The organism is Bradyrhizobium sp. USDA 4461, assembly GCF_054055655.1.
Map to the genome: position 1 here is coordinate 7,337,645 of NZ_JBSRXM010000001.1, position 26,489 is coordinate 7,364,133.

At 65.7% G+C, this 26,489-nt stretch carries 26 protein-coding genes; 11 read left to right on the plus strand and 15 right to left on the minus strand.

Going from position 1 to position 26,489, the window contains the following annotated elements; translation table 11 throughout:
- Nucleotides 1–32: 32 nt before the first annotated feature.
- The 3 genes from cimA to cysS are packed head-to-tail and all read right to left on the minus strand — an operon-like array spanning nucleotide 33 to nucleotide 3,531.
- Nucleotides 33–1,631 carry a citramalate synthase gene (gene cimA / locus ACVINW_RS34650; RefSeq protein ID WP_456755425.1) on the minus strand — a complete coding sequence of 533 codons (1,599 nt, stop codon included), beginning with the start codon at nucleotides 1,629–1,631 and terminating at the stop codon, nucleotides 33–35.
- Nucleotides 1,628–2,134, minus strand: a complete 507-nt coding sequence (locus ACVINW_RS34655) for a GNAT family N-acetyltransferase (RefSeq protein WP_456755426.1) — start codon at nucleotides 2,132–2,134, stop codon at nucleotides 1,628–1,630. The genes cimA and ACVINW_RS34655 overlap by 4 nt, the downstream gene beginning before the upstream one ends.
- Nucleotides 2,131–3,531, minus strand: coding sequence for a cysteine--tRNA ligase (gene cysS, locus ACVINW_RS34660; protein ID WP_456755427.1), 1,401 nt, complete (start codon nucleotides 3,529–3,531; stop codon nucleotides 2,131–2,133). The genes ACVINW_RS34655 and cysS overlap by 4 nt, the downstream gene beginning before the upstream one ends.
- Before the next feature lie 294 nt (nucleotides 3,532–3,825).
- On the opposite strand from cysS, the gene ACVINW_RS34665 reads away from it, so the two are divergent.
- Both ACVINW_RS34665 and ACVINW_RS34670 read left to right on the plus strand, forming a co-directional pair.
- The gene (locus ACVINW_RS34665) at nucleotides 3,826–4,149 is read left to right on the plus strand and encodes a hypothetical protein (protein ID WP_456755428.1); all 324 of its coding nucleotides are present in this window, start codon (nucleotides 3,826–3,828) and stop codon (nucleotides 4,147–4,149) included.
- A gap of 143 nt (nucleotides 4,150–4,292) precedes the next feature.
- Nucleotides 4,293–5,465 carry a DUF2865 domain-containing protein gene (locus tag ACVINW_RS34670; protein ID WP_456755429.1) on the plus strand — a complete coding sequence of 391 codons (1,173 nt, stop codon included), beginning with the start codon at nucleotides 4,293–4,295 and terminating at the stop codon, nucleotides 5,463–5,465.
- Between the two features lie 3 nt (nucleotides 5,466–5,468).
- On the opposite strand, the gene ACVINW_RS34675 is transcribed toward ACVINW_RS34670, so the two are convergent.
- The 3 genes from ACVINW_RS34675 to ACVINW_RS34685 form a co-directional block, all read right to left on the minus strand.
- On the minus strand, nucleotides 5,469–7,220 hold the full coding sequence (locus ACVINW_RS34675) for an NAD+ synthase (protein WP_456755430.1): 1,752 nt from the start codon (nucleotides 7,218–7,220) through the stop codon (nucleotides 5,469–5,471).
- Nucleotides 7,221–7,362: 142 nt separating this feature from the next.
- Complete coding sequence (locus ACVINW_RS34680) at nucleotides 7,363–7,716, minus strand: diacylglycerol kinase (RefSeq protein ID WP_456755431.1); 354 nt, start codon at nucleotides 7,714–7,716, stop codon at nucleotides 7,363–7,365.
- Between the two features lie 24 nt (nucleotides 7,717–7,740).
- On the minus strand, nucleotides 7,741–9,129 hold the full coding sequence (locus ACVINW_RS34685) for a class II 3-deoxy-7-phosphoheptulonate synthase (protein ID WP_456755432.1): 1,389 nt from the start codon (nucleotides 9,127–9,129) through the stop codon (nucleotides 7,741–7,743).
- A 146-nt stretch (nucleotides 9,130–9,275) separates the two neighbouring features.
- Here ACVINW_RS34685 and ACVINW_RS34690 point away from each other — a divergent pair, with 146 nt between their 5' ends.
- Nucleotides 9,276–10,202 (plus strand): alpha/beta hydrolase family protein, encoded by a 927-nt coding sequence (locus ACVINW_RS34690; RefSeq protein WP_456755433.1) that lies wholly within the window; start codon nucleotides 9,276–9,278, stop codon nucleotides 10,200–10,202.
- A gap of 690 nt (nucleotides 10,203–10,892) precedes the next feature.
- On the opposite strand, the gene ACVINW_RS34695 is transcribed toward ACVINW_RS34690, so the two are convergent.
- A complete protein-coding gene (locus tag ACVINW_RS34695) occupies nucleotides 10,893–11,246 on the minus strand; it encodes a cupin domain-containing protein (RefSeq protein ID WP_456755434.1) in 354 nt (117 codons plus the stop codon).
- A gap of 73 nt (nucleotides 11,247–11,319) precedes the next feature.
- Here ACVINW_RS34695 and ACVINW_RS34700 point away from each other — a divergent pair, with 73 nt between their 5' ends.
- Nucleotides 11,320–11,487 (plus strand): hypothetical protein, encoded by a 168-nt coding sequence (locus ACVINW_RS34700; protein WP_456755435.1) that lies wholly within the window; start codon nucleotides 11,320–11,322, stop codon nucleotides 11,485–11,487.
- A gap of 237 nt (nucleotides 11,488–11,724) precedes the next feature.
- Here ACVINW_RS34700 and ACVINW_RS34705 read toward each other — a convergent pair whose 3' ends face one another.
- The 6 genes from ACVINW_RS34705 to ACVINW_RS34730 all read right to left on the minus strand — a co-directional run bounded on the left by ACVINW_RS34705 (nucleotide 11,725) and on the right by ACVINW_RS34730 (nucleotide 16,239).
- On the minus strand, nucleotides 11,725–11,913 hold the full coding sequence (locus tag ACVINW_RS34705; RefSeq protein WP_456755436.1) for a DUF2934 domain-containing protein: 189 nt from the start codon (nucleotides 11,911–11,913) through the stop codon (nucleotides 11,725–11,727).
- Nucleotides 11,914–12,162: 249 nt separating this feature from the next.
- Nucleotides 12,163–13,224 carry an alpha/beta hydrolase family protein gene (locus ACVINW_RS34710; protein WP_456755437.1) on the minus strand — a complete coding sequence of 354 codons (1,062 nt, stop codon included), beginning with the start codon at nucleotides 13,222–13,224 and terminating at the stop codon, nucleotides 12,163–12,165.
- Between the two features lie 73 nt (nucleotides 13,225–13,297).
- Nucleotides 13,298–14,683 (minus strand): glutathione-disulfide reductase, encoded by a 1,386-nt coding sequence (gene gor, locus ACVINW_RS34715; protein ID WP_456755438.1) that lies wholly within the window; start codon nucleotides 14,681–14,683, stop codon nucleotides 13,298–13,300.
- A gap of 66 nt (nucleotides 14,684–14,749) precedes the next feature.
- The gene (locus ACVINW_RS34720; protein ID WP_456755439.1) at nucleotides 14,750–15,286 is read right to left on the minus strand and encodes a DUF2059 domain-containing protein; all 537 of its coding nucleotides are present in this window, start codon (nucleotides 15,284–15,286) and stop codon (nucleotides 14,750–14,752) included.
- Between the two features lie 23 nt (nucleotides 15,287–15,309).
- Nucleotides 15,310–16,008, minus strand: coding sequence for a ribose-5-phosphate isomerase RpiA (gene rpiA / locus ACVINW_RS34725; protein ID WP_456755440.1), 699 nt, complete (start codon nucleotides 16,006–16,008; stop codon nucleotides 15,310–15,312).
- A 108-nt stretch (nucleotides 16,009–16,116) separates the two neighbouring features.
- Nucleotides 16,117–16,239 (minus strand): hypothetical protein, encoded by a 123-nt coding sequence (locus ACVINW_RS34730; protein ID WP_456755441.1) that lies wholly within the window; start codon nucleotides 16,237–16,239, stop codon nucleotides 16,117–16,119.
- 56 nt (nucleotides 16,240–16,295) lie between these two features.
- On the opposite strand from ACVINW_RS34730, the gene ACVINW_RS34735 reads away from it, so the two are divergent.
- The 6 genes from ACVINW_RS34735 to ACVINW_RS34760 all read left to right on the plus strand — a co-directional run bounded on the left by ACVINW_RS34735 (nucleotide 16,296) and on the right by ACVINW_RS34760 (nucleotide 22,814).
- Nucleotides 16,296–16,976: an HAD hydrolase-like protein gene (locus tag ACVINW_RS34735; RefSeq protein WP_456755442.1), complete on the plus strand. Its 681-nt coding sequence runs from the start codon at nucleotides 16,296–16,298 to the stop codon at nucleotides 16,974–16,976.
- Between the two features lie 160 nt (nucleotides 16,977–17,136).
- Nucleotides 17,137–17,631 (plus strand): hypothetical protein, encoded by a 495-nt coding sequence (locus ACVINW_RS34740; protein WP_456755443.1) that lies wholly within the window; start codon nucleotides 17,137–17,139, stop codon nucleotides 17,629–17,631.
- A gap of 263 nt (nucleotides 17,632–17,894) precedes the next feature.
- Complete coding sequence (gene moaA, locus ACVINW_RS34745) at nucleotides 17,895–18,929, plus strand: GTP 3',8-cyclase MoaA (RefSeq protein WP_456755444.1); 1,035 nt, start codon at nucleotides 17,895–17,897, stop codon at nucleotides 18,927–18,929.
- Nucleotides 18,930–19,269: 340 nt separating this feature from the next.
- Nucleotides 19,270–19,809 (plus strand): TRAP transporter small permease subunit, encoded by a 540-nt coding sequence (locus ACVINW_RS34750; RefSeq protein WP_456755445.1) that lies wholly within the window; start codon nucleotides 19,270–19,272, stop codon nucleotides 19,807–19,809.
- Entirely contained in the window at nucleotides 19,806–21,407 is a 1,602-nt protein-coding gene (locus ACVINW_RS34755; RefSeq protein ID WP_456755446.1) for a TRAP transporter large permease, read from the plus strand. Before ACVINW_RS34750 ends, ACVINW_RS34755 begins: the two co-directional genes overlap by 4 nt.
- A gap of 117 nt (nucleotides 21,408–21,524) precedes the next feature.
- Nucleotides 21,525–22,814: a M20/M25/M40 family metallo-hydrolase gene (locus ACVINW_RS34760; protein ID WP_456755447.1), complete on the plus strand. Its 1,290-nt coding sequence runs from the start codon at nucleotides 21,525–21,527 to the stop codon at nucleotides 22,812–22,814.
- A gap of 34 nt (nucleotides 22,815–22,848) precedes the next feature.
- Here the strand turns inward: ACVINW_RS34760 and ACVINW_RS34765 are convergent, their stop codons facing one another.
- On the minus strand, nucleotides 22,849–24,183 hold the full coding sequence (locus tag ACVINW_RS34765) for a sensor histidine kinase (RefSeq protein ID WP_456755448.1): 1,335 nt from the start codon (nucleotides 24,181–24,183) through the stop codon (nucleotides 22,849–22,851).
- A gap of 2 nt (nucleotides 24,184–24,185) precedes the next feature.
- Nucleotides 24,186–24,860 carry a response regulator transcription factor gene (locus ACVINW_RS34770; protein ID WP_456755449.1) on the minus strand — a complete coding sequence of 225 codons (675 nt, stop codon included), beginning with the start codon at nucleotides 24,858–24,860 and terminating at the stop codon, nucleotides 24,186–24,188.
- A 405-nt stretch (nucleotides 24,861–25,265) separates the two neighbouring features.
- Between ACVINW_RS34770 and ACVINW_RS34775 the strand changes: the two genes are divergently transcribed.
- Nucleotides 25,266–26,453 carry an efflux RND transporter periplasmic adaptor subunit gene (locus ACVINW_RS34775; protein WP_456755450.1) on the plus strand — a complete coding sequence of 396 codons (1,188 nt, stop codon included), beginning with the start codon at nucleotides 25,266–25,268 and terminating at the stop codon, nucleotides 26,451–26,453.
- Nucleotides 26,454–26,489: the final 36 nt, after the last annotated feature.

Below are 26,489 nucleotides of genomic sequence, written 5' to 3' on the forward strand. Positions count from 1 at the left end.
AATGACGTCCCTTTCGTGCCGTCACGCCAGTCTCACGCCGGCGCGCCCGACTTCATCAGCTTGTAGACCAGTGAATCCATCAGCGCCTGAAATGACGCGTCGATGATGTTCGGCGAGACGCCGACCGTGGTCCAGTTCTCGCCGGTCTCGTCCTCGCTCTCGATCAGCACGCGCGTCACCGCCTCGGAGCCGCCATTGAGGATACGGACGCGGTAATCGATCAGCTTCAACCCGTCGATGTATTTCTGGTACTTGCCGAGGTCCTTGCGCAGCGCGACGTCGAGCGCATTGACCGGGCCGTTGCCTTCGGCGGCCGAGATCAGATGCTCGCCGTCGACATCGACCTTCACCACCGCGAGCGCCACGGTGACGCGCTGGCCGTTGGCGTTGTAGCGCTGCTCGACATTGACGTCGAACTGCTCGACCTTGAAATATTCCGGCACCTTGCCGAGCGTGCGGCGTGCCAAGAGGTCGAACGAGGCGTTGGCGGATTCGTAGGCGAAGCCCGCGGCCTCGCGCTCCTTCAGTTCCTCGACCAGCCGCGTCAGCCGCGGGTCGCTCTTGTCATAGGCGATGCCGGCGCGGTCGAGCTCGGCCATCACATTGGAGCGGCCGGCCTGGTCGGAGACCAGCACCTTGCGGTGGTTGCCGACCAGTTCCGGCAGCACGTGCTCATAGGTCTGCGGATCCTTCATCACGGCCGAGGCATGGATCCCGGTCTTGGTGACGAAGGCGCTCTCGCCGACATAGGCCGCATGGCGGTTCGGCGCGCGGTTCAGCATGTCGTCGAGCGTGCGCGACACCTTCATCAGCGTCGCCATCTTCTCGGTGGTGACGCCGATCTCGAATCTGTCGGCGAACTCCTGCTTCAGCTTCAGGGTCGGGATCAGCGAGCAGAGATTGGCGTTGCCGCAGCGCTCGCCGAGGCCGTTGAGCGTGCCCTGGATCTGCCGCGCGCCGGCGCGCACCGCGGCCAGCGAATTGGCCACCGCCTGCTCGGTGTCGTTATGGGCGTGGATGCCGAGATGGGTGCCGGGCACATGCTTGACGACATCGCCGACGATGGTCCCGATCTCATGCGGCATGGTGCCGCCATTGGTGTCGCACAGCACCACCCAGCGCGCGCCCGCCTCATAGGCCGCCGTTGCGCAGGCGAGCGCGTAGTCGCGGTTCTCCTTGTAGCCGTCGAAGAAATGCTCGCAGTCGACCATCACCTCGCGGCCGAGCGCCTTGGCGGCGGCGACGCTGTCGCGGATCGAGGCGAGGTTCTCCTCGTTGCTGGTCTCGAGCGCGACCCGGACCTGGTAGGCCGAGGATTTGGCGACGAAGCAGATCGCGTCGGCCTTGGCCTCGAGGATGCCGGCAAGCCCGGGGTCGTTCGAGGCCGAGCGGCCCGGCCGCCGCGTCATGCCGAACGCAGTGAAGCGCGCGTGGTCGAACGCGGGCTTGCTGCCGAAGAACTCGGTGTCGGTCGGATTGGCTCCGGGATAGCCGCCCTCGACATAGTCGATGCCGAGCGCATCCAGCATGCCCGCGATCACCCGCTTGTCCTGCAAGGTGAAGTCGACGCCATTGGTCTGCGCGCCGTCGCGCAGCGTGGTGTCGAACAGATAGAGGCGCTCGCGGCTCATGCGTGGCCTCCGGGCGTGGCAACGCCGTCGAGCGTCTTCTGCATCGTGGTGTTGGCGAGCCATTCGTCGCCGATGGTGATCGAATTGCGCTGCTGCGCGACATAGCCGCGCTTGCGGAAGAATTCGAGCGCGGTATCGCTGGCATCGACCTTTAGGGTCTTGGTGCCACGGGCGCTCGCGATCTTCTCCAGCGCATCGCACAGCGCAGCTCCGACGCCCTGCCCGACCGCGCGCGGATGCACATAGAGCATGTCGATGTGATCGGCGCCCTTCAGCGAGGCGAAGCCGACCGGCGCGCCCTGCAACGTCGCAATCAGCGTCAGCTGGCCGGCGAGCTTCTTGCCGAACGCCTGCTCGTCGTCGGCCGCCGCCGCCCAGGCCTCCTGCTGCGCCTCGCTGTAATCGTCACCGGTCAGATCCATGATCGAGGCCGCGAAGATCGCCGCCAGAACGGCTGCGTCGTCGGGCAGATACGGGCGCAATGCGGGTGCGGAACGGCTCATCGCGCGACCTCCCAGGTGGTGCCTTCCTTGGAGTCCTTGATCACCACGCCCATCGCGGCGAGCTGATCGCGGATCCGATCGGACTCCTTGAAGTCCTTGCGCGCCCGCGCCGCGCTGCGCTCGGCAAGCAGCGCCTCGACGGCCGCGGCATCGACGCCGCTCGCCTGCTGCTTGCGCGCCTCCCACGCGGCCGCGCTCTCCGACAGGAAACCGAGCAGCCGCAGCGAACCGGCAAATTCCCTGCGGCGCTGTTCGCTGCTCGACGACGCGCTGCGCAGGCCGTGCAGCACGGCCATCGCCTGCGCCGTGTTGAGGTCGTCGTAAAGTGCCTCGACCACGGCCTGCGACGGCGCGCCGGGCTCGGCATCGGCCGCGACCGCATACCAGTCGTCGAGTGTCTTCGCGCTCTCTTCGGCGCTCTTCAGCGTCCAGTCGAGCGGTGAGCGGTAGTGCGTCTTGAGCATCGCAAGCCGCAGCACTTCGCCTGGCCAATCCGCCAGGAGATCGCGGATCGTGAAGAAGTTGCCGAGCGACTTCGACATCTTCTCGCTTTCGATCTGCAGGAAGCCGTTGTGCATCCAGACATTGGCCATGCGGTCGGAGTGGAACGCGCAGCAGGTCTGCGCCAGCTCGTTCTCATGATGCGGGAACACCAGATCGATGCCGCCGCCATGGATGTCGAATTTTTCGCCGAGATGCTTCCAGGCCATCGCCGAGCACTCGATGTGCCAGCCGGGCCGGCCCTCGACCGCAATGCCTGCCGGCGACGGCCAGGACGGCTCGCCCGGCTTCGACGGCTTCCACAGCACGAAGTCGGTGTTGTCGCGCTTGTAGGGCGCGACGTCGACGCGGGCGCCGGCGATCATCTCGTCGAGCGAGCGCTTCGACAGCGCGCCGTAGCGCGGCAGCACCGAATTGGCCGCGTTCATCGCCTGCGGCGAGAACAGCACGTGATCCTCGGCGACATAGGCGAAGCCGCCGGCGACCAGTCTCTCGATGATTGCCCGCATCTCCGGGATGTGCTCGGTCGCGCGCGGCTGCACCGTCGGGGCCAAGCAGCCCAGCGCGGTGACGTCGTCCTGATACTGCTGGTAGGTCAGCTCGGTGACCTTGCGGATCGCCTCGTTCAGCGGCACGCCGGGATAGTCCCGCGCAGCGCGCTCGTTGATCTTGTCGTCCACGTCAGTGATGTTGCGGACATAGGTCACGTGATCCGCGCCATAGCGGTGGCGCAGTACGCGGAACAGCACGTCGAAGACAACAGCGGCGCGGCCATTGCCGATATGGGCGAAATCGTAGACCGTCGGTCCGCAGGCATACATGCGGACATTGTCGGCATCGAGCGGCACGAACGGCCGCTTCTCCCGGGTCAACGTATCGTAGAGGCGCAAATCCATGGGTACCCATCCCTTGCGGCCGGGCGTCCAGTGATTCTCAGGCGATTGAGAAAAGACGGCCTCAGCCAGCGAATCGCTAGCTCATAATCTCGCGGCAAATGCTGCAGATGGCGAGGTGGCCGTTCATGGTTCCACCGTGTCTCATGACCCCTCCATCGCGTCAAGGGGCTGTTTTGGAGCCCATTACGGCCGCCCGCCCAGCAAAATCACGCCAATGCCCTCATGGTTAATCATTATTAAGGATTTGGGCGTACCGGAAGACCAGCGGATCCCCCGCCATTTCACTGGTGCACCATGCGGCCGATTTCAGCATTGATTGCCTGCACGCTCTTCGCTGTCCCGTCCTTCCTTGCCCCCTCGGCCGCGCTGGCCGACAGCCGCGTCTTCATCGTCGCCAACCAGGCCGACGGCTACGGCATCGACCAGTGCCTGGCCCGTGGCGACCGCTGCGGCGCCTCCGCCGCCCGCGCCTATTGCCGCTCACGCGATTTTGCGCAGGCCACCAATTACCGCCGCGTCGATCCCGACGAGATCACCGGCGCGGTTCCGCACGCCGCAAACGAGAAATGCAGCGGCAATGCTTGCGGTGAATACGTCGCCATCACCTGCCAGCGCTAAGCCAAGCCGCTGGATAAACGGGGTTACTGCCACACCGGCGCCCCGGAAACGACGTGACGCTGCCCCGAGAAACCGCTATTGCAGCGGCCTTGCCTGCGCGCTTTGGCGTTGATCGCCGGGCGGCGTCGTTTTAATGGCCGGATATGCCCAATCGCTCGCGTTCTCGCTTCTCCCGCTGGTTTCTGACTTGCGCCGTGCTGGCCGGCATCGCCCTGCCCGCCACGGATGCGCTGGCGCAGGTGCCCCCGGGCCCGCCCGGCCCGGCGCCGCAAGGCGCGCCGCAGGCCAACCCGATGTGCAGCCGGCTCGAGGGCCAGCTGGCGGCGATCGATCGCGGCGGCGGCAGCGGCGATCCGGCACGGGACGAGCAGATCCGACGCTACCAGGACGCGGCGACCCGCCAGCAGGGTGAGCTCGATCGGGTGACGGCGCAGGCGCGGCGCATGGGCTGCGACAGCTCCGGCTTCCTGTCCCTCTTCAACAACAATTCGGCGCAGTGCGGTCCGGTCAACAACCAGATCCAGCAGATGCGCGCCAATCTCGACCAGATGACCGCCAATCTGGAGCGGCTGCGCTCCGGCGGGCTCGGCGGCGCCGACCGCGAGAACCAGCGCCGCTCGGTGCTGACCGCACTGGCGCAGAACAATTGCGGCCCGCAATACGCCGCGGCCGCATCGCGCGGCCCGGGCAACTTCCTCGAGAACCTGTTCGGCGGCGGTGGCGGTGGCGGCGGCAATCCGAACAGCCAGCTGCCCCCGCCCGACCCGCAATATGGCGCGCAGTCCGGCACCTTCCGCACCGTCTGCGTCCGCACCTGCGACGGCGCCTATTTCCCGATCTCGTTTGCGACCAGCCAGGCGCGCTTCGCCGCCGACGAGCAGATCTGCAAGGCGCAGTGCCCGGCCACGGAGGCCAGCCTGTTCGCCTATCGGAATCCCGGCGAGGACATCAACCAGGCGGTCTCGATCAACGGCCAGTCCTACTCGTCGCTGCCGAACGCCTTCAAGTACCGCACCGAGTTCAATCCGTCGTGCTCCTGCCGGGCGGCCGGCCAGAGCTGGGCCGAGGCGCTGAAGGCGGTCGACGATCAGGCGTCCGCCGCGCAGCAGGGCGACATCATCGTCACCGAGGAGAGCGCGCGGAAGATGCAGCAGCGCGCGCAGACCAAGGCCGCCGCCGGCAAGAAGGGCGCGCCTGCAGCCGCCGCTCAGCAGCCGGCTGCCGCTGACGCCACGGCGCCGGCCCCGGCCGCGCCCGCGAGCGACGGCCAGATCCGCACCGTCGGCCCGACCTTCATCCAGCAGAAGAAGCAGTAAAGGTTACCCCTCAAACGCCTCCGCCGACGCACGCGAGGTGCGCGTCACCAGCTTGTCATCGGGCGTCGGCAGTGCCTTGCCGAAATCGCGGAAGCGGTTGGTGATGGGATAGCGGCGGTCGCGGCCGAAATTCTTGCGCGTCACCTTCACGCCCGGCGCCGCCTGCCGCCGCTTGTATTCGGCGATGTTGAGCAGGCGATCGATGCGGGTCACGACATCAGGCTCAAAGCCGGCTGCGATGATGGTCGCAAGCGGCTCCTCGCGCTCGACGAGACGCTCCAGGATTGCGTCCAGCACGTCGTAGGGCGGCAGCGAATCCTGGTCGGTCTGGTTCTCGCGCAATTCCGCGGTCGGCGGCCGGATGATGATGTTGACCGGGATCACCTCGCCCGACGGCCCGAGCGCGCCGTCCGGCTTCCAGGCATTGCGCAGGCTCGACAGGCGGAACACCTCGGTCTTGTAGATGTCCTTGATCGGGTTGAAGCCGCCGTTCATGTCGCCGTACAGCGTGGCGTAGCCGACCGACATTTCCGACTTGTTGCCTGTGGTCACCACCATGGCGCCGGTCTTGTTGGAGATCGCCATCAGCAGCGTGCCGCGGGCGCGCGCCTGCAAATTCTCCTCGGTGATGTCGCGCTCCAGCCCCTTGAACACCGGCGCCAGGATCGTCTCGAAGCCGTTCACGGCATCGGCAATCGGCAGGATCTCGTAGCGGATGCCGAGCGCGGCGGCGAGCTTGGCGGCATCGTCGAGCGAGACCTGCGCGGTGTAGCGGAACGGCAGCATCACGCCGCGCACCTTGTCGGCGCCGAGCGCATCGACCGCGATCGCCGCGCACAGCGCCGAGTCGATACCGCCGGAGACGCCGAGCAGCACGCCGGGAAAACCGTTTTTGCGGACATAGTCGCGCAGGCCGAGCACGCAGGCCGCATAATCGGCCTTGTCTCCCTCGAGCTGCGGCGTGGTCGGCCCGGAGCAGCGCCAGCCATCCGCGGTCTTGCGCCAGGTCAGCGTCGTGATGTTCTCCTCGAACGCCGGCAACTGCGCCGCCACTGACAGATCGGCATTCAGGGCGAACGAGGCGCCGTCGAAGATCAGCTCGTCCTGGCCGCCGACTTCGTTGAGATAGACCAGCGGCAGCCCGCTTTCGGTGACGCGCGCCACCACGATCGAGAGCCGGAGATCGGCCTTGTCGCGGGCATAGGGCGAGCCGTTCGGCACCACCAGGATCTCGGCGCCGGTCTCGGCGAGGCACTCGACGACGTTCTCGTAGTCCTCGGATTCCTCGAGCCAGATGTCCTCGCAGATCGGCACGCCGATGCGCACGCCGCGCACGGTCACCGGGCCCGGCGCCGGGCCGCGGGCGAACAGCCGCTTCTCGTCGAACACGCCGTAATTCGGCAGATTGGCCTTGAAGCGCAGCGCCGCGATGCGCCCGCCGTCGAGCAGCGCGCAGGCATTGTAGAGCTTGCCGTCCTCGACCCAAGGCGTGCCGATCAGAACAGCCGGGCCGCCATCGGCGGTCTCGCGCGCCAGTTCCTCGACCGCCGCACGGCAGGCCGACTGGAACGCCGGCTTGAGCACCAGATCCTCCGGCGGATAGCCGGCGATGAACAGCTCCGACAGCACCACGAGGTCGGCGCCGTCGGCCTTGGCTTTCTCGCGCGCAGCACGCGCTTTCGCGGCGTTGCCGGTGACGTCACCGACCGTCGGATTGAGTTGCGCCAGGGTGATCTTGATCTGTTGTTCGCTCATCCGCTTAAGTTGTCCTGCACAAGAGCAAACTTCAATGGCCCTTCGGTCATGGTGCGATTGCAGAAATCGCACCATGACCGTCGTTCTTTCGTTTTGAGCATGATCTGATCGGAAAACCGGTTCCCACTTTTCCGGATCACGGTCAGAACGCGCCCAGGCGTTCGGCGAGCGCGAACAGCCAGAACAGCCCGGCCATGATGAGCGCGACGCCGACGGCGGCCGAGCCCATGTCCTTGACCCGGCCGATCTGCGGATCGTGATCCATGGTCAGGCGGTCGGCGAGCTTCTCGATTGCGGTGTTGAGCAGCTCGATCACCAGCACCAGCACCACGGTCGCGACCAGCTCGACCCGGCGCATCACGGTGGCGCCGACCAGCCACGCCAGCGGCAGCGACAGCGCCAGCGCCCCCACCTCTTCGCGGATCGCCTGCTCCGAGCGAATGGCGAACGCCAGCCCGTTGCGCGAGTTGATGGTGGCTCGCCAGAACCTCAGCAAGTCACTGCCCCCACACGTCCCAAATCACATGCCCGCAGCGGCCGGCATCGGCTTGGCCTTGCCGGCGCGCTCCTGCTTCAAGAGCTCGGCGATCAGGAAGGCCATGTCGATCGACTGTTCGGCATTGAGGCGGGGATCGCACACCGTGTGGTAGCGGTCGTTGAGATCCTCGTCGGTGATGGCGCGCGCGCCGCCGATGCATTCAGTGACGTCCTGCCCGGTCATCTCCAGATGCACGCCGCCGGCATGGGTGCCCTCGGCCGCATGGATCTGGAAGAACGACTTCACCTCCGCCAGCACGCGGTCGAACGGCCGCGTCTTGTAGCCGGAGGTCGAGGTGATGGTGTTGCCGTGCATCGGATCGCACGACCACACCACCTTGCGCCCTTCGCGCTGCACGGCGCGGATCATGCCCGGCAGATGGTCGCCGACCTTGTCGGCGCCGAACCGGCTGATCAGCGTCAGCCGTCCCGGCTCGTTGTCGGGGCTGAGCACGTCGATCAGCTTCAGCAGCTCGTCCGGCTTCAGCGACGGACCGCATTTCAGGCCGATCGGGTTCTTGATGCCGCGGAAATATTCGACATGGCCGTGATCGAGCTGACGGGTGCGATCGCCGATCCAGATCATGTGGCCCGATGTCGCGTACCAGTCGCCGGTGGTGGAATCGACCCGCGTCATCGCCTGCTCGTAGCCGAGCAGCAGCGCCTCGTGGCTGGTGTAGAAATCGGTGGCGCGCAGCTCGGGATGGCTCTCGAGGTCGAGGCCGCAGGCGCGCATGAAGTTCAGCGCGTCCGAGATGCGGTCGGCGAGCTCCTTGTAGCGGCGGGACTGCGGCGAGTCCTTCAGGAAGCCGAGCATCCATTGATGCACGCTGCCGAGATTGGCGAAACCGCCGGTGGCGAAGGCGCGCAGCAGGTTCAGCGTCGCCGCCGACTGCCGATAGGCCATCAGCTGGCGCTGCGGATCGGGAATGCGCGCTTCCGGCGTGAAGGCGATGTCATTGACGATGTCGCCGCGATAGCTCGGCAGCTCGACATCGCCCTGCTTCTCGGTCGGCGAGGAGCGCGGTTTGGCAAACTGCCCGGCGATGCGGCCGACCTTCACCACCGGCAGCGCGCCGGCATAGGTCATGACCACGGCCATCTGCAGCAGCACGCGGAAGAAGTCGCGGATGTTGTTGGCGCCGTGCTCGGCAAAGCTCTCGGCGCAGTCGCCGCCTTGCAGCAGGAACGCCTCACCGTCGGCGACCCGCCCCAGCGCCTTCTTCAGGTTGCGCGCCTCGCCCGCGAACACCAGCGGCGGAAAGCTCGCGAGCTGGGCCTCGACATCGGCCAATGCCTTGGCATCGGGATAATCGGGCACCTGCAGCACCTTCTTGGTGCGCCAGCTATCGGGTGTCCACCGCTCGGACATGAGGTCAACTCCTGAGCAAAAACCGCGACTTAATCGCCGGGAAAGCAGGGCTTATACACAGCCGCCCGCTCCCCCGCTAGAAGGATTCCGGCAATTCCGTCAAGCCCTTGCAAGAAAAACCGAATTCGCCTTTGCTGGACCATACCATGAATGCCAGCCAAATAGCCGTGGCCGAGGCCACGCCGGACGACGTTTTTAGCGACGATATCGTCGTGCCGGCGGCGGACGGCTATCCGCTCGCCGCGACGCTGTTCCTGCCGCGCGGCAAGAAGCGCCGCGCCGTGCTGATCAATTCGGCGACCGCCGTGCCACGCAAGGTCTATCGCGGCTTTGCCGGCTACCTCGCCCGCCGCGGCGCGGCCGTGCTGACCTATGACTACCGCGGCACCGGTGACTCGAGACCGCTTGCCGCGACCGGCTTGAACAAGCCGAAGTCGCTCTCCGGCTTCAAGGCCACGATGGCTGACTGGGCCGCGCTCGACGCCACCGCCGCGGTGAGCTGGATGCGCGACCGCTACAGCGATCTGCCGCTCGCCTATGTCGGCCATTCCTTCGGCGGCCAGGCGCTGGGCTTGCTGGCCAACAACACCGAGATCCCGCGCGCTCTCCTGATCGCCGCGCAGGCCGCCTATTGGAAACTGATGGCCTCGCCCGAACGCTACCGCGTCGTCGCCTTCATGAACGGCATCGGCATGCCGCTGGCGCGCACGCTCGGCTACGTGCCGGCCTGGGCCGGCCTTGGCATGGACCTGCCGCGGGGCGTGTTCGAGCAATGGCGAAGCTGGGTGATGCGCGAGCGCTATCTGCTCGACGATCCCGCGCTCGCGGCGCGCGCGAATTTCGCGAAGTTCAACGGCAAGCTCCGCGCCTTCAGCGTCACCGACGACACCTGGGCGACGCGGCCCGCGGTCGAATTGCTGTGCTCCGCGTTTACATCGGTCACGCCTGAGATCGTCTCGATCCGACCCGCGGACGCCGGCGTCAGCAAGATCGGCCATTTCGGCTTCTTCCGCAGCGAGCACCGCGACACGCTGTGGCGCGGCGCCGCGGAATGGCTCGAGGCGGAGGGATGAGCGCAAACCTTCTCCGCCGTCGTTGCATCCCCACGCGGCCCCAACTTCAGTGTCATCGCCCGGCTCGACCGGGCGATCCAGTACGCCGCGGCTTATCGATTCAGCAAAGGCTGTCTCTGGAATACTGGATCGCCCGCTTTCGCGGGCGATGACAGTTGTGGATGAGGACGCCGCTTCGCACTCTCGCGACATGAATCGTCCGAGCTTTTGCATTTCGTTTCGCCGCTCTTCAATCAGAGGGCGCAGGGAAAGCCGGGTGCCGATCGCACCCATGGGTCCCGCGTAATAAAAAACGCGGGAGGTAGGACCACAGGTGTAACCGGAAACAACCCGGCTTTCCCTGCGCGATGGTTTTACGGCTTATACGTGCTCGCCCCGGTGAGACTGGGCTTGTTTGTCACCGTCGCTGCGAAACGCTTTCGCGTTCCGCGGGAGACACCTGCCGCTAGGGCGTCAGGTCTGCACGACTTCGCCGTCCGCCGCATCGCGCACGTCGTCAGTGCGCGAGCGGCGTCCACCGCATCTCACCGCAACACTCCTGACGATGCGCAGCGCCCCTCGATCGGGTGAGACGCGCATATTGAACATCTGAGTTGGGTCAAACGCCAAGCGGAATATTTTCTTAGCAAGGACTGGACAGGGCTGATCGCATTGATCCGGTTATGGAATTTAACCTTTCCTGTAGGGGCTTTACACCACCTTCCGCGCCGCCGCCGTCTTCGCATCCCCCGTGTTCGGCGTCCCCGTCGGCTCGATCAGCAACAGATGCACCTCTTCCCGCGCGACGGGGCGGTGCTCGACGCCCTTCGGTACGATGTACATCTGGCCCGGCTTCAGCGTCACGGTGCGGTCGCGCAGTTCGATGTCGAGCACGCCTTTCAGCACCAGGAAGAAGTCGTCGGTGTCGTCGTGCTTGTGCCAGACGAACTCGCCCTCGACCTTCACTACCATGACGTCGCAGGCGTTGAATTGCGCCACGGTGCGCGGCGACCAGTGGTCGCTGAATGTCGACAGCTTCTGTGCAAGATCGATCGCGTCGTTCATGGATGCCTCCGGGCCTGGCATCGATAGATGGCGGCCACCACAAATGAAAGAGGCCGCTACGCGGGCGGCCTCCTTGATCATTTGTCTATATCACTTGTCTGTCGTGCTCGGCGGCTTCTGGCCTTGCCCCTGTCCCGTCGTGGCGGCCGAGCCCTGGGCGCTGCCGGAACCGCTCGAACTCTTGCTTGAGCTCGCACTGCCGCTGGAGCTTGCACTGCCGCTGGAGCTCGAGCTGGCCTGAGCCAGAGCGAGGGACGTCGAGGCGACGAGAACTGAAAGGGCAACAGCAATCGGTCGGATCATTTTCTTCTCCTCCGTCGTTCGGGACACCGGGATCAATGTCGGCGGGAGTGAGATGTTCCGAACCGCGGCTGGTTGCGCGCGAACTCAAAGCAGGGTTCGCAACACAGATGCGATCGCCGCGCCCTCGGGACGCGGCGATCGCATGCCGTTGATTGCATCAATCTCGATCGGCGTTTTACTGGAACGTGGTCGCCTTGTGATGGCCGTTGATATCGCAATGCGCCTCGCCGTTGGCGGCCTTGCGCGCCAGCAATTCGCGTTCGGCCTGGTACCAGAGCTGGTCCATCCGGCCCGGCGGCTCGCCGGCGTCCTTCCATAATTCGTAGGCGCGGGTCCGAATCTCTTGCTCGGTTGGGCCTGTCATGAGCGGCTCCCTCAATCCGTTGAATTCATATGCTTGAAAAATCAACTTCTGGTTCGGCACAAGGTTCCAAACGGCCATAACCCTTCCCGGCCCGCCAATTCTGCGGGATTTGGCGGCCAAGGCAATGCTGTATTGACGCCGCGCAACGGTAAAATTTGTCCTCACGCCCCGCTCTCGTGGGAACGAGGACATGGGCGCCCGGCGCGAGGCCGGGCATGACGCAACCCGCCGTCCTGCGGTCGAGGTCGTTCAGTGCAGATTCGCGGTGAAGAAACCGACCGCCAGCCTGACGGACTCGGCATGAACCGCATCCCGATCGGTCCCGTCGGGATCGCGGCATACGGTCCGTCCAATCACCAGGCGCCCTGCCAGGGTGCAGGTCCCGAAGAAGACAAAGTGGCCTGCGCCCGGAAACAGCTTGAGCGTGGCATGGGGGACCGCCTTGCCGAGCGCTTCGGCACCGGAGGCCGGCGGCGTGATCTCGTCGGCGCTTCCCGCGACGACCGCGACCGGGATCGATATGGCGCCGAGACTCTCCGGCGTGAACGAAGGCACGGGCCCCGGCGCCATTGCGAACACGGCGCGAACGCGCTCGTCACGATAGGACTGGCCGGCAAGACCGTAGCGTTGCCGGAAATCGGGGTCGGTCGCCAGGCGTGACAGGCTCTTCTGGCGCAGCTCTGCAGCGCCCAACTGCGACGTGCACAGCGCGTCGGCGGCAGGCGAGCGGCAGAACGCCGGAGTGCGTTCCGGATCGGTGATGCCGCCGGCGATGGCGATCACGGTGTAGCCGCCATATGAATGGCCGGCGGCGCCGATCCGCGCCGGATCGATCCGGTCGCCGAAGACGCTGTCCGCACGCATGGCGTCGATCACCGCGCTGAGGTCGACAGCGCGCAACCACGTCAGCGTGTAACCGTCGACCGTCGTAGGTTCGGATCCATTGTTGCCGGGGTGATTGACCGCGACGGCGATGAATCCGTGCGCCGCAAGCGCTGCGCCGAACCAGGCGAGAGTGGATGCGGAGCCGCCAAAACCGTGGGACAACAGGATCAGCGCGCGGCGGGGCCCCGCCGCCGGCGCCGCATCGGGTGCGGCGCTGCCGGTGCTGACGAGTGGGATGATGCGTGGCCCGATCCATTGCGGTTGCTCGCGCGCATCGGCCACGGCGGGGTACCAGATGGTGACGCGGAGCGCGTGCAGCGTGGCGCCGCGCCAATCGTAGGGCTCGGCAGGACTGAAGTCGCGCTTGGCGACGCCGACTTTGAAGACGGCGTCCTCTGCAGATGCGAGGTCCGGTGCCGCGAGCAAGATCAGCCACAGCGCCAGAAACTTCATCTGCCCTTCCTCTGCCGCGCGAAAACGCCCCCGCGGTGGACGCGCCCTACTCCGCCGCCTGGCGGACGTGGCGCGCGGTGGGCGTGCGCATCGTCACCAGCTCTTCGGAGGCGGTCGGATGCAGCGCGACGGTGGCGTCGAAATCGGCCTTGGTCGCCTTCATCTTCACGGCGATCGCAACCACCTGCGTGATCTCGGCGGCGCTGTCGCCGACGATGTGGCAGCCGAGCACGCGGTCGCTCGCCCCGTCTACCACGAGTTTCATCAGCACGCGGGTGTCGCGGCCGGACATCGTCGCCTTGATCGGGCGGAAATCGGCCTTGTAGATGTCGACGTGGGAAAACTGCGCCCGCGCCTCTTCCTCCGTCAGGCCGACCGTGCCGACCTCGGGCTGCGAGAACACCGCGGTCGGGATCGTGGCGTGGTCGACCTGCACCGGGCGCTTGCCGAACACGGTGTCGGCGAAGGCATGGCCCTCGCGGATCGCGACCGGGGTCAGGTTGGTGCGGTGGGTGACGTCGCCGACCGCATAGATGTTGTCGACCGAGGTCTTCGACCAGCCGTCGACCTGGATGCCGCCATTGGCGGGATTGATGGCGACGCCGGCCGTCTCCAGCCCGAGATTGGCGACGTTGGGATGCCGGCCGATCGCGAACATCACCTGGTCGGAGGCGATGCTCGAGCCGCTCGACAGATGCGTGGTGTAATCCTTGCCGTGCTTGTCGATCTTCACCACCGTGCAGCCGGTGATGATCGTGATGCCGCGCTTCTCCATCTCGGCGCGGACATGCGTGCGCACGTCTTCGTCGAAGCCGCGCAGGATATTGTCGCCGCGGTAGATCACAGTCACGTCCGAGCCGAAGCCGGCGAAGATGCCGGCGAATTCCAGCGCGATATAGCCGCCGCCCTGGATCACGATCCGCTTCGGCAGCTCCTTCAGGTGAAATGCCTCGTTGGAGGAGATCACGTGCTCGATGCCGGGGACGGCCGGGCCATGGTTGGGCGCGCCGCCGGTCGCGATCAGGATGTATTTCGCCGTCACCTTCTCGCCGGTGGCGAGGCGGAGCGTGTGGGCATCCTCCAGCACCGCGCGGGTCTTGACGATCCTGGCGCCGGACTTCTCGACATTCGTGGTGTAGGCGCGCTCGAGCCGGGCGATCTCCTTGTCCTTGTTGGCGACCAGGGTGGCCCAGTCGAACGAGACCTGGCCGATGCTCCAGCCGAAGCCGGCGGCGTCCTCGATCTCCTGGTGGACATGGCTGCCGATCACGAACAGCTTCTTCGGCACGCAGCCGCGGATCACGCAGGTGCCGCCCATCCGGTACTCTTCGGCGACCATGACCTTCGCGCCGTAGTTCGCGGCAATGCGCGCGGCGCGCACGCCGCCCGAACCGCCACCGATGACAAACAGGTCGACGTCGAACTCGGCCATGGCAGTACCTCTCTCTTCCCCTCGCCCCGCAAGCGGGGCGAGGTCACAGGCATATAGGTATCGTTCTCAGATATCCTTGCCGCGCTTCTTCATCTCGGCCTTGAACTGGCCGTTGATGATCACGCCGAACTGCTGCGCCCATTGCTGCATATATTGCAGCGATCCGTTGATTGCAGTGGGTTCAGCGACCAGCAGCTTCTGGCCGAGCGGCGTCTTGTAGAACGCGACGAGATCCTTCAGCTCCTGCTCGGTGAACTCGGCGGCGTAGATCTGGGCCATGCCCTCGCCGATCTCCTTCTCGCTGCCCGCGAACTGCTTGGCGACGACCAGCGCCGTCTCGTCGAGATCCTTCTGGTAGTTCAGGTACTGCTGCAAGAGACCGGTCTTGGTCTTCTCGATGATTCCGGGAACGGCGCCGTTGTACATCACCGCGACGTTCTTCATCGCCAGGATTTCCTTGGCGTAGCCGATCGCCGCGGGGGTCGACTGCTTGACCTTCGGCATGGGCGGCAGCTGCGGCTGCTGCGCCATCGCCGGTGCGGTCGCGAGCGCCAGTCCGACCGCCAGGGCCGCTGCCGACAAAAGTCCCGAAAAACGCTTCATTCCAAGTCTCCTTGCTTGCGGCCTCATGGCCGTTCAACAACCCGAATTCCCTGCGCGCCGGCCAGAACGGCGACGCTGCCAAGCCCGATGAACAGGCCGTGTTCGACCACGCCCGGGATCACGCTGAGCAGACCGGCCAGACGCGGCGGGTCGCCGATCCGGCCGAGATGGGCATCGACGATCCAGTGGCCGCCATCGGTGACAAAAGCGTGACCGTCCTTGCCCTTGCGGATGATCATTTGGCCGGACACGCCGGCTTGCGCGAACGCCCGCGCCATCGCGGCCTGGGTCGCGGCGAGCCCGAACGGGATCACCTCGACCGGCAGCGGAAAGCGGCCGAGCACGTCGACCCATTTGCTGTCGTCGGCGATCACGATCATGCGATCACTGGCGGCAGCCACGATCTTCTCGCGCAGCAGCGCGCCGCCGCCGCCCTTGATCAGGTTGAGCGCCGGGTCGATCTCGTCGGCGCCGTCGATGGTGAGGTCGAGATGGTCGATCTCGTCCAGCGTGGTCAGCGGCACGCCGCAGCGGATCGCATCGGCCCGGGTCGCCTCCGAGGTCGGCACGCCGATCACCTTCATGCCTGCGCGCACCTTGTCGCCGAGCAGCTCGACGAAGTGCTTGGCGGTCGAGCCGGTGCCGAGGCCGAGCTTCATGCCGTCGCGCACCTCTTCGAGCGCGCGCGCCGCCGCCTGGCGTTTCAGTGCGTCCATGTTCACGTGCCGATAGCCCCTCAATTGTCCGTTCCGGGCACGCCATCGGGCGGCCCGGCGGGCGCATATCTAGCCTCGATTCACGGGCAGGAATAGCGCCATCCGGACCGGTCTTTAGGCCGAAACGGCATTCACCGCGGCCAAAATCGCCGAAAACAGCTCTTTGCCCTCGGCGCGCATCCCGGGATGGGTGAAAATGTCGGACTGGCTGGGAACGCGGCGTCCCGGCAATTTCATGGCACGCCTGCATCTGCTCTTGCATCGCAGCGCACGGCCCGATAGCCAAAAGCATCATGCCCGCCTCATCTCCCCCCATCATCGTCTTCGATCTCGACGGCACGCTGGTCGACACCGCGCCCGACCTGATCGGTGCGCTCAATTATGTGCTCAACCGCGAGGGCCTGGCGCCGGTGCCGCTGGCGGCGGCACGCAACATGATCGGCGCCGGTGCGCGCAAGCTGCTGGAACGCGGGCTCGAGGTGGACGGCCGCACGGTCAGCGTCGGCGATCTCAACCGCCTGACCAAGGATTTCGTCGACTTCTACGCCGAGCACATCGCCGACGGCTCGCGCCCGTTCGACGGGCTCGAAGCCGCGCTCGACCAGCTCGCCGCCAAGGGCCATCGCTTTGCGGTGTGCACCAACAAGCTGGAATGGCTGTCGAAGCTGTTGCTCGACCGGCTTGGCCTGACGCCGCGCTTTGCCGCGATCTGCGGCCAGGACACATTCGGCGTCGCCAAGCCCGACCCGGCGTTCCTGCGCGAGACGGTCGCCCGCGCCGGTGGAAAGCTGCCCGGCGCCATCATGGTCGGCGATGCCGGCCCCGATGTCGGGGTCGCCCGGCGTGCCAGCGTCCCGGTGATCGGCGTCGACTTCGGCTATACCGACGTCCCGATGACCGAGCTGAAGCCCGACCGGCTGATCAGCCATATGCGCGATCTGCCGGCCGCCGTCGCCGCCCTGATCGCGGCATAACAATTCCGCAACATGCTGATATCGCTCGGCAATACTTTGCCATGCGATTTTGCCGTTAACCATCCTTTAACGAGCGGGCCACCCCCTGTTGCGCCTCTGTTCCGACGCTCCTATGGTCGGCGCGGGGATTGTGGCTGATTGCCGCAGTAGAGTGTGGATCATGCGTCGTATCATCGTAATCGCGGCCGCCGGGCTGAGCCTGGCCGGCTGCTCCTCCTTCTCATTGGATTCGTTCAAGTCGGCGCCGCCGCCGATGCAGGTGCAACTGGACTCGGCGCCGCAGGGTGCCGATGCCGTGACCTCGCTCGGACCGGGCTGCAAGACGCCCTGCTCCGTGTCGGTCCCGACGCCGGAGGCCAACTTCTCTGTCACCTTCAATATGCCGAAGTTCCAGCCGGCGACGGTGCCGGTGACCGTGACCCGCACGCCGGGCGACTTCACGAGCCCGGCCACCACGACTCTCGATCCGAGCCCGGTGTTCGCCGAGTTACAACCCGCCGGCCCGCCGCCGCGCGCGCACAAGGCGATGCGCCCGAGAAAGAAGAAGCCGAAGCCGGCTGCCGCCGCGGCTCCCGCTGCCGCCGCTCCGGATTCCGCATTCCCCGCTCCGGGTGCGGCACCGCCGCCGGCCGCCGCGCCGGCACCGACGCGCTAGCACTGCGCGAGATTTGCACTGCACAAAAGCCCGGCCGCAAGCCGGGTTTTTTCTATTGTGTGGAGGCACATCGGCGATTGCGATCATGCATCACGCGATATGGCTCACCTATCGCTTTGCGATCGGCTTTGCATGTTGCGTATCCTCCCTTGGAACGCATTGTGACAACGTGCCAACATGCATAGATTGCGAATGCGCGGCGCCGATCACGGCGCGGCAGGCAGGGAACTGGTTTCAGCACTTTGGTTGAAGGCCCGGGTTGAATGAACGTCTCAACGCAAGCGCATCCTGACACGCTGTTTCGGCCGATGACCGATCCGTTCGGCCGGACCATCCGTTACCTGCGCGTCTCCGTCACCGACCGCTGCGACCTGCGCTGCTTCTACTGCATGTCGGAAGACATGACCTTCCTGCCGAAGGCCGATCTGCTGACGCTGGAAGAGCTCGACCGGCTCTGCTCGGCCTTCGTCGCCAAGGGCGTGCGCAAGATCCGCCTCACCGGCGGCGAGCCGCTGGTCCGCCGCAACGTGATGGGCCTGGTGCGCTCGCTGTCGCGGCATCTGACCACCGGCGCGCTCGACGAACTGACGCTGACCACCAACGGCTCGCAGCTCGCCCGCTTCGCCGGGGAATTGGCCGATTGCGGCGTACGCCGCGTCAACGTCTCGCTCGACACGCTGGACGGCGCAAAATTCCGGGCCATCACTCGCTGGGGCGACATCGACAAGGTGCTGGCGGGCATCGAGGCGGCGCGGTCGGCCGGGCTCGCGGTCAAGATCAACGCCGTCGCGCTGAAGAACATGAACGAGGACGAGATCCCGGCGCTGATGGAATGGGCGCATGGCAAGGGCATGGGCCTGACCCTGATCGAGGTGATGCCGATGGGCGACATCGGCGAAGGCCGGATCGATCAGTACGTGCCGCTGTCGCTGCTGCGCGCGCGGCTCGAGAAGCACTACACGCTGACCGACCTCGCCGACGACACCGGCGGCCCTGCCCGCTATGTCGCCGTCGCCGAGACCGGCGGCAAGCTCGGCTTCATCACGCCGATGACCCACAATTTCTGCGAGTCCTGCAACCGGGTGCGGATCACCTGCACCGGCACGCTGCACACCTGTCTCGGCCATGAAGACGCCTCCGACCTGCGCCGGCCGCTGCGCGCCTCCGCCGACAACGACCTGCTCGCGGCGGCGATCGACCGCGCCATCGGGCTGAAGCCGAAGGGGCACGATTTCATCATCGACCGCCGCCACAACCGCCCGAGCGTCAGCCGCCACATGAGCGTCACCGGCGGCTAGCATCCATCCGTAGCTTTCCGGATGCCCTTGCCGCTCCCGTTTTACCAAGGCGGGACAACGGTTTGCCGCGCCGTCAATTTGCCCATTTTCCGATTGACGGCGTTCCGCGGCGCTGATTTGGTGCCTCAGCTTTCACGCCAGTCTGGCCGGATAGGCCGTTGCCCTCCCGTCGGCTCCCGCCGACGATCCGGCAGCCAAGAACGGCGGAAGCGGATTTCGGGGGAGGATGAACGTTTGCAACTGCTCCTGAAAGTGAGCCGTGGCTCCGTGCGCCTGTGCGCGGCGGCCAGATGATGCTTGAAATATTCGGCGCGCCGATGGCGCGGCCACGGAGATCTTGATGCGCCCATTGTTGGCACTCAGTCAGGCCATCGACCGACTGAACGAGAAGATCGGCTATGTCTGCAATCTGCTCGTGCTGATCGCCTGCCTGGTCAGCGCCGGCAACGCCATGATCCGCTACGCGTTCAGCTATTCCTCGAACGGCTGGCTCGAGGCGCAGTGGTACATGTTCGCGATCCTCGTGATGTTCGGCGCCTCCTACACCTTCAAGCGCAACGAGCACGTCCGCGTCGAGATCCTCTATCTGATGCTGTCCGAACGCGGCCAGCTCTGGCTCGACCTGATCGGCACGCTGTGCTTCCTGATCCCGTCCTGCCTGCTGCTCGCCTATTTGTCCTGGCCGTTCTTCTACCAGGCCTATGCGGTCGGCGAGATGAGCGGTAATGCCGGCGGCCTGCTGCGCTGGCCGATCAAGTTCGTTATCCCGTCCGGCTTCGTGATGCTTGCGTTGCAAGGCGTCTCAGAGGTGATCAAGCGGATCGCCGCGCTGCAGGGCTATGTGACCATCGACGCGAAGTATGAGAGGCCGACGCAATGATCACGCTGGAGATGATGCCGCCTCTGATGTTCGGCGGCCTGATCATTGCGATGCTGATCGGCTATCCGGTGGCGTTCACGCTCGCCGCGGTCGGCCTGTCGTTCGGGTTCCTCTCGATCTATCTCGGCTTCTTCGACCTCAACTTCCTGCAGGCGATCCCGGGCCGCATCTTCGGCAGCGTGCTGTCCAACGAGCTCCTGCTCGCGATCCCGTTCTTCACCTTCATGGGCGCGATACTGGAGCGATGCGGGCTCGCCGAGGACATGCTGGATTCGATGGGCCAGCTGTTCGGCCCGATCCGCGGCGGCCTCGGCTATTCCGTGATCATCGTCGGCTTCATCCTCGGCGCCATCACCGGCACGGTGGCGGCACAGGTGATCGCGATGGCGCTGATCTCGATGCCGGTGATGATCCGCTACGGCTACAACATCCGCTACATCACGGGCGTGCTCGCCGCCTCCGGCACCATCACGCAACTCGTCCCGCCCTCTCTCGTCCTGATCGTGCTCGCCGACCAGCTCGGCAAGTCGGTCGGCGACATGTATCTCGGCGCCTGGGGCCCGTCGGTGTTCCAGATCCTGCTGTTCGCCGGCTACACCTTCCTGCTCGGCATCTTCAAGCCGAGCCATGTGCCTGCGGTGCCGATCGAAGCGCGCACGCTGACCGGCTGGGCGCTGTGGAAGAAGTGCCTGCTCGGCATCATCCCGTCCGCGGTGCTGATCTTCGTCGTGCTCGGCACCATGATGATGGGCCTTGCGACCCCGACCGAAGCCGGCGCCATGGGCGCGGTCGGCGCCATCGTGCTCGCCGCCATCCACCACAAGGATTTCAGCGCAACCGGCCGCAAGGTGCTCATCGTCGGCGTGATCGCCGGCGGCATCGGCACCATCATCGCGATGCTCTACACCGAGAACCTGATCTTCAAGCTCGCCTTCGCGATCACCTATGCCGCGGTGGTCTGGATCTGCCTCGAGGCCGTCAAGATCCCGGACCTGCGCGACCTGATCAAGCAGGGCTACGAGACCACCATGCGCATCACCTGCATGGTCACCTTCATCCTGATCGGCTCGACCTGCTTCTCGGTGGTGTTCCTCGGCGTGTCCGGCGGCACCTGGCTCGAGCACCATCTGACCTCGCTGCCCGGCGGCGTCTGGGGCTTCCTCATCTTCATCAACCTGTTCATCTTCTTCCTGGCATTCTTCCTCGACTTCTTCGAGATCGCCTTCATCATCCTGCCGATGATCGCGCCGATCGCACAGAAGGTGCTGGCGCCGGTGGTCGGTCCCGACGCGGCGCTGATCTGGTTCGGCGTGATGCTCTGCGTCAACATGCAGACCTCGTTCCTGCACCCGCCGTTCGGCTTCGCGCTGTTCTATCTGCGCGGCGTGGCGCCGAAGGAAGTGAAGAGCTCCGACATCTACTGGGGCGCCATGCCCTGGATCGGGCTGCAAGCGATCATGGTGGCGCTGGTGATCGCCTTCCCGGTCGTCGTCACCGGACTGCTCGACAAGCCGCTCGACGTCGACCTCAACAAGGTCAAGATCGAGGTGCCGCAGATCGAGCTGCCGCCGCTCGATTTCGGGCAACCGAAGCAATAGCCGACGTCAGCTGCTTCGGCGTGCCCTGCGGGAGCGGGGCACGCCGGAACCGTTGACGGCGGCGTCGAGTCCTGTGAAGGGGATAGGGATCGTCCTCCAACTCACAGACCGCCGCTCATGCCCCAACCGCATCCCGCCCGCTCGTTCATCCGCCCGCTCGTCGCCTCCTTCAGCATGGTGTTTGCCGCTGCAGTAGCCCATGCGGAGCCGGCAGCCGACCTTCGCGCGCTGGCGCAGCAGGAGCAGCAACCGCTGCTCGACACCCTGCGCGACCTCGTGCAGATCGAATCCGGCAGCAAGGACATCGAAGGCCTCAACCAGATCGCGGCGCGCATCGCCGGCCAGCTCAAGCAGCTCGGCGGCAGCGTGGACATCCTGCAAACCACCGACATCTATCGCCTGGACGATACGCCGGAGACAATCGGCCCCGCCGTGCAGGCCGTGTTCAAGGGCACCGGCAGCGCCAAGATCATGCTGATCGCGCATATGGACACGGTGTATCTCAAGGGCATGCTGAAGGACCAACCGTTCCGCGTCGATGGCGACAAGGCCTACGGCCTCGGCATCGCCGACGACAAGCAGGGCATCGCCACCATCCTCCACAGCGTGGCACTGTTGCAGAAGCTCAACTTCAAGGACTACGGCACGCTGACGGTGCTGATCAACGGCGACGAGGAGATCTCTTCGCCGGGCTGGCGCTCAACCATCACCCGCCTTGCCGCCGAGCAGGATGCCGTGTTCTCGTTCGAAGGCAGCGACGCCAGCGGCACGCTCCGCCTCGCCACCAGCGGCATCGGCTCGGCCTATCTCACGGTGCACGGCAAGTCGTCGCATGCAGGCGCACGGCCGGAAGGTGGCGTGAATGCGCTGTATGAGCTGTCGCACCAGGTGCTGCAGATGAAGGACCTGTCGAAACCCGAGCAGGGCCTGAAGCTGAACTGGACGGTGTCCAAATCCGGCACCAACCGCAACGTGATCCCGGCCGAGGCCTCGGCGCAGGCCGATGCGCGCGCGCTCAAGGTGTCCGACTTCGACGCGCTCGAGAAAGCTCTGCACGACAAGATCGAGAACCGTCTGCTGCCCGACTCCAAGGTCGAGGTGAAGTTCGAGGTGCGCCGCCCGCCGCTGGAGGCCACCGACGCCTCGCGCCGCGTCGCCGGCCACGGCAAGACGATCTACCAGGAACTGGGCCTGCCGCTGAACGTGGCCGAGAGGGCGACCGGCGGCGGCACCGACGCCGCCTTTGCCGCGCTCAAGGCCAGGGGCGCCGTGGTCGAAGGCATGGGCCTCTCCGGCTTCGGCGCGCACTCCAACGATGCCGAATACGTGCAGCTCAACAGCATCGTGCCGCGGCTCTATCTGACGACGCGCATGATCATGGATCTGTCGAACGGCAAGGTGAAATAAGCCGGCAGGCCCGCAGCACGGGATCGCGAGGCGTTCACGCGGACGCCGGCTGTGCCTTGGCGAGGCGGAAGCTCAGCGTGAACTGGGCGCCGCCGGACGCCAGGTTCTCCACCTTGACCGTCGCGTCGTGATCGTCGATCACGCCGCGCACGATCGAGAGCCCGAGCCCGGCGCCATCGGTGCGCTGGCGCTGGCGGTCGCCGCGCCAGAAGCGCTGGAAGATCAGGCCCTGCTCGGCGGGCGCAATCCCCGGCCCGCAGTCGCGCACCTGCACCGAACCGTCCGCGTGCACCTCGACATCGACCGAGGTCTGGTCGGCGGTGTACTTGATGGCGTTCTCCGCCAGATTGAAGATCGCGCGTTGCAGCATCTCGGCATTGCCCCTGACCTGCACCGGACCGTCGGCGCCGCGCAGCGCGATGTCCTTGTGCTGCGCCAGCGCGTAAGGCGCGATCGAGCCGACCACCTCGGCACAGACCGCACGCAGGTCCGCGGTCTCGCCGGGATCCAGTACCAGCGTATCGAGCTCGGCGATCTCCAGGAGCTGGCTGACGATGCGGCTCATGCTTTCGATGTCGGCATGCAGCTCCTTGGTGCCCTTTGCCACATCCAGCGTCTCGATCCGGGTCGTCAGGATCGCGAGCGGCGTGCGAAGCTGATGGGCGGCATCGGCCGTGAACTGGCGCTGCGCGTGAAAGCCCTCCTCCAGACGGTCGAAGGCCTGGTTGACGGCGGTCACCAGCGGCAGGATCTCGCTTGGAATCCCTTCGGTCGGAAGCCGGATATCGGTTCTGGCAGGTCCGATGCTCCTGGCCTCCTCGGAGGCCCGCAGCAGCGGCACGACCGCGCGGCGGAAGATCAGGATGTCGGTCGCAAGCAGGATCAACAGGATCGGGATGGTGATCCAGCCGACCCGACGGAAGAAGTTGGAGACGATGTCGTCGATGATGACGTCGCGATGCGACAGGTCCTCGGCAACCTGGATGCGCAACGTCTGGCCGCCGAGCAGCTTGGTGACGCTGGCACCGGAAATCCGGTCAGGCGCAGCCGGCAGCCGTGGCGGCCCGCGATGCGACGAAAACAGCAGATGATCGTCCGCATCGTAGATGTCGTAGCGGTAACGGCCATAGGCGTCGGAATAGAGCCCTCGCAGGCTGTCGGGCAAATTGAGCTGCACCTTGCCGTCCGAGTCGACCGCGAGGTTCTGGCCGAGATCGGCGGCCTGATCGCGCATCGCCTCGCGATGCAGATGGTTGATCTCCGAATTCAAGAGCCACAGCAGCAGCAGCGGCAGAAAGATCGCAGCGACCGCGACCGCCACGATATGCAGGAAAACGATCCGCGAAGTCAGCGACTTGAAGCGGAACACCGCTATTTCTCCTCCGCCATCAGATAGCCGACGCCGCGAATGGTGTGGATGATGACCTTGGCCTGGTGCTCGGCGAGCAGCTTGCGCAGGCGCGACACGTAGACCTCGACCGCGTTCGAGGCGACCTCGCCCGACAGGCCGAAGATGTGATCCTCGACGTTTTTCTTCGGCACCACCCGCCCCTGCCGCCGCAACAGGATCTCCAGCACCGACGTCTCGCGCGCCGAGAACACGTGCGGCGCGCCGTCGACGAACACCTGCCTGCTCTCGGTATCGTAGATCAGATTGGCGAGCTTGAGCGAGGAGCCGAGCAGCTGGCCGGGCCGGCGCAGGATGGCTTCGAGCCGCGCCACCAGCTCTTCCAGCGCGAACGGCTTCGCCAGATAGTCGTCGGCGCCGCTGCGCAGGCCGTTGACGCGGTCCTGCAATCCGTTGCGCGCGGTCAGCACCAGCACCGGCAGTGGATCATTCCTGCGGCGCAGCTCCGACAGCACCGACAGGCCATCGCCGTCTGGCAGGCTGAGATCGAGGATCATGGCGGCATAACTGACGCTGCGCAGCGCATCGCGCGCCTCGGCAACGCTGTTGACGATATCGGACTCATATCCCGCCGCCATCAACCCGCTGGCAAGTAGTCTCGAGAGTTCGACATTGTCCTCGACGATCAGAAGGCGCATCGCAGCAATCCTGTCTTCATTCCATCGCTCTTCTGTTTGCACACCCTGTCGCGATACGCCAGCGACGCAACAAACTCTGCAACAGACTACGCGTTGGGCAAGTGCGATATGCAAACGACACGGTTTTGAGCACAACGCCCGGAGTGGCGCTCATAGCGCTATGTTTTGGCTATCTGGGGCCGCTCCGATCCCCACGCAAAATAGATAAACCCGCACGCACCGCAATCAAAATTCGAGGTCCGGACCGGCGATTGAACACGGCGAATGTAAGGCTGGCGTCAGCTAGCCCTGATAACAGTTTCCCTGTTCTCTCCGAGAGATCGACGATGGCCCACGATGCGGCAAGACCTCGTCTCTCGCGCGAGATTTCAAGCAGAATTGGCCAGGCGGGCGATGTCATTTCGAATGAAGTATATGGGCTTTGCGGCGATGCCGATGCTGGCGCTGGTGATCGCCGGCGCCTGGTTCGTGACGCGCACCGACGGCGTCGTGAGCGCAAAGGCGGCGCAGGAGACGGCGCCGCAGGACGTCAATGTCGAGCAGCAATATGTCGCGTTGAACGACAAGCAGGCGGCCTCCGTGAAGATCATGGCCGCCGAGCAGCGCTCGTTCCGGACACTGAAGAACGCGGTCGGCTCGATCGACTTCAACCAGAACATGCTGGTGCAGGCCTTCACTCCGAATCCCGGCAGGATCGTTGACACGCCGCTCAACGTCGGCGACGAGGTCGCGAAGGGCGACAGGCTGTTCACGATCGACAGCCCCGATCTGCTGCAGGCGGAGTCGTCGCTGCTCGCCGCGGCCGGCGTGCTCGAATTGCAGACCAGGACGCTGGCGCGGGTCAAGCAGCTGTTGAAGACCGGCGGCGGAGCGCAGAAGGACGTCGACCAGGCGACATCCGATCAGCAGACCGCCGAAGGCAACTACAAGGCCGGGCGCGACGCGGTGCGCATCTTCGGCAAGACCGACGCCGAGATCGACCGCATCGTCGCCGACCGCAAGGTCGATTCGATCCTGGTGGTGCCGAGCCCGATCTCCGGCCGGATCATCGCCCGCAATGCCGCGCCGGGTCTCTACGTGCAGCCCGGCAATGCGCCGGCGCCCTACTCGCTGGCCGACATCTCGACGATGTGGATGGTCGCCAACGTGATCGAGACCGATGCCCCGGCCTACCGCATCGGCCAACCGGTCGAAGTGCGGGTGCCCGCCTACCCGAACGAGGTGTTTCGCGGCCGCGTGTCGACGCTCGGCCTCAACATCGATCCGAATTCGCACCGTCAGCTGGTGCGTTCGGTGATCGACGATCCCCAGCACAAGCTGCGCGCCGGCATGCTGGCGAGCTTCACCATCGAGACCGAACCGCCGAAACTGTCGGTCAGCGTTCCCCTCGACGCCATCGTGCGCGAGGGCGACGGAACGATGACGGTTTGGGTCACGACCGACGGCCGCAAGTTCGACCGCCGCACGGTGACGACAGGCATGGAGCAGGACGGCTGGCGGCAGATCCTCTCAGGTCTCGGAGCCGGCGAGAAGGTCGCCTCCACCGGCGCGATCTTCCTCAGCAACAAGTTCGCCAACGCGGCCACCGGCTAGCCCGTGCCAACCGCGCTCCGGTCCGCTCAAGAGTAA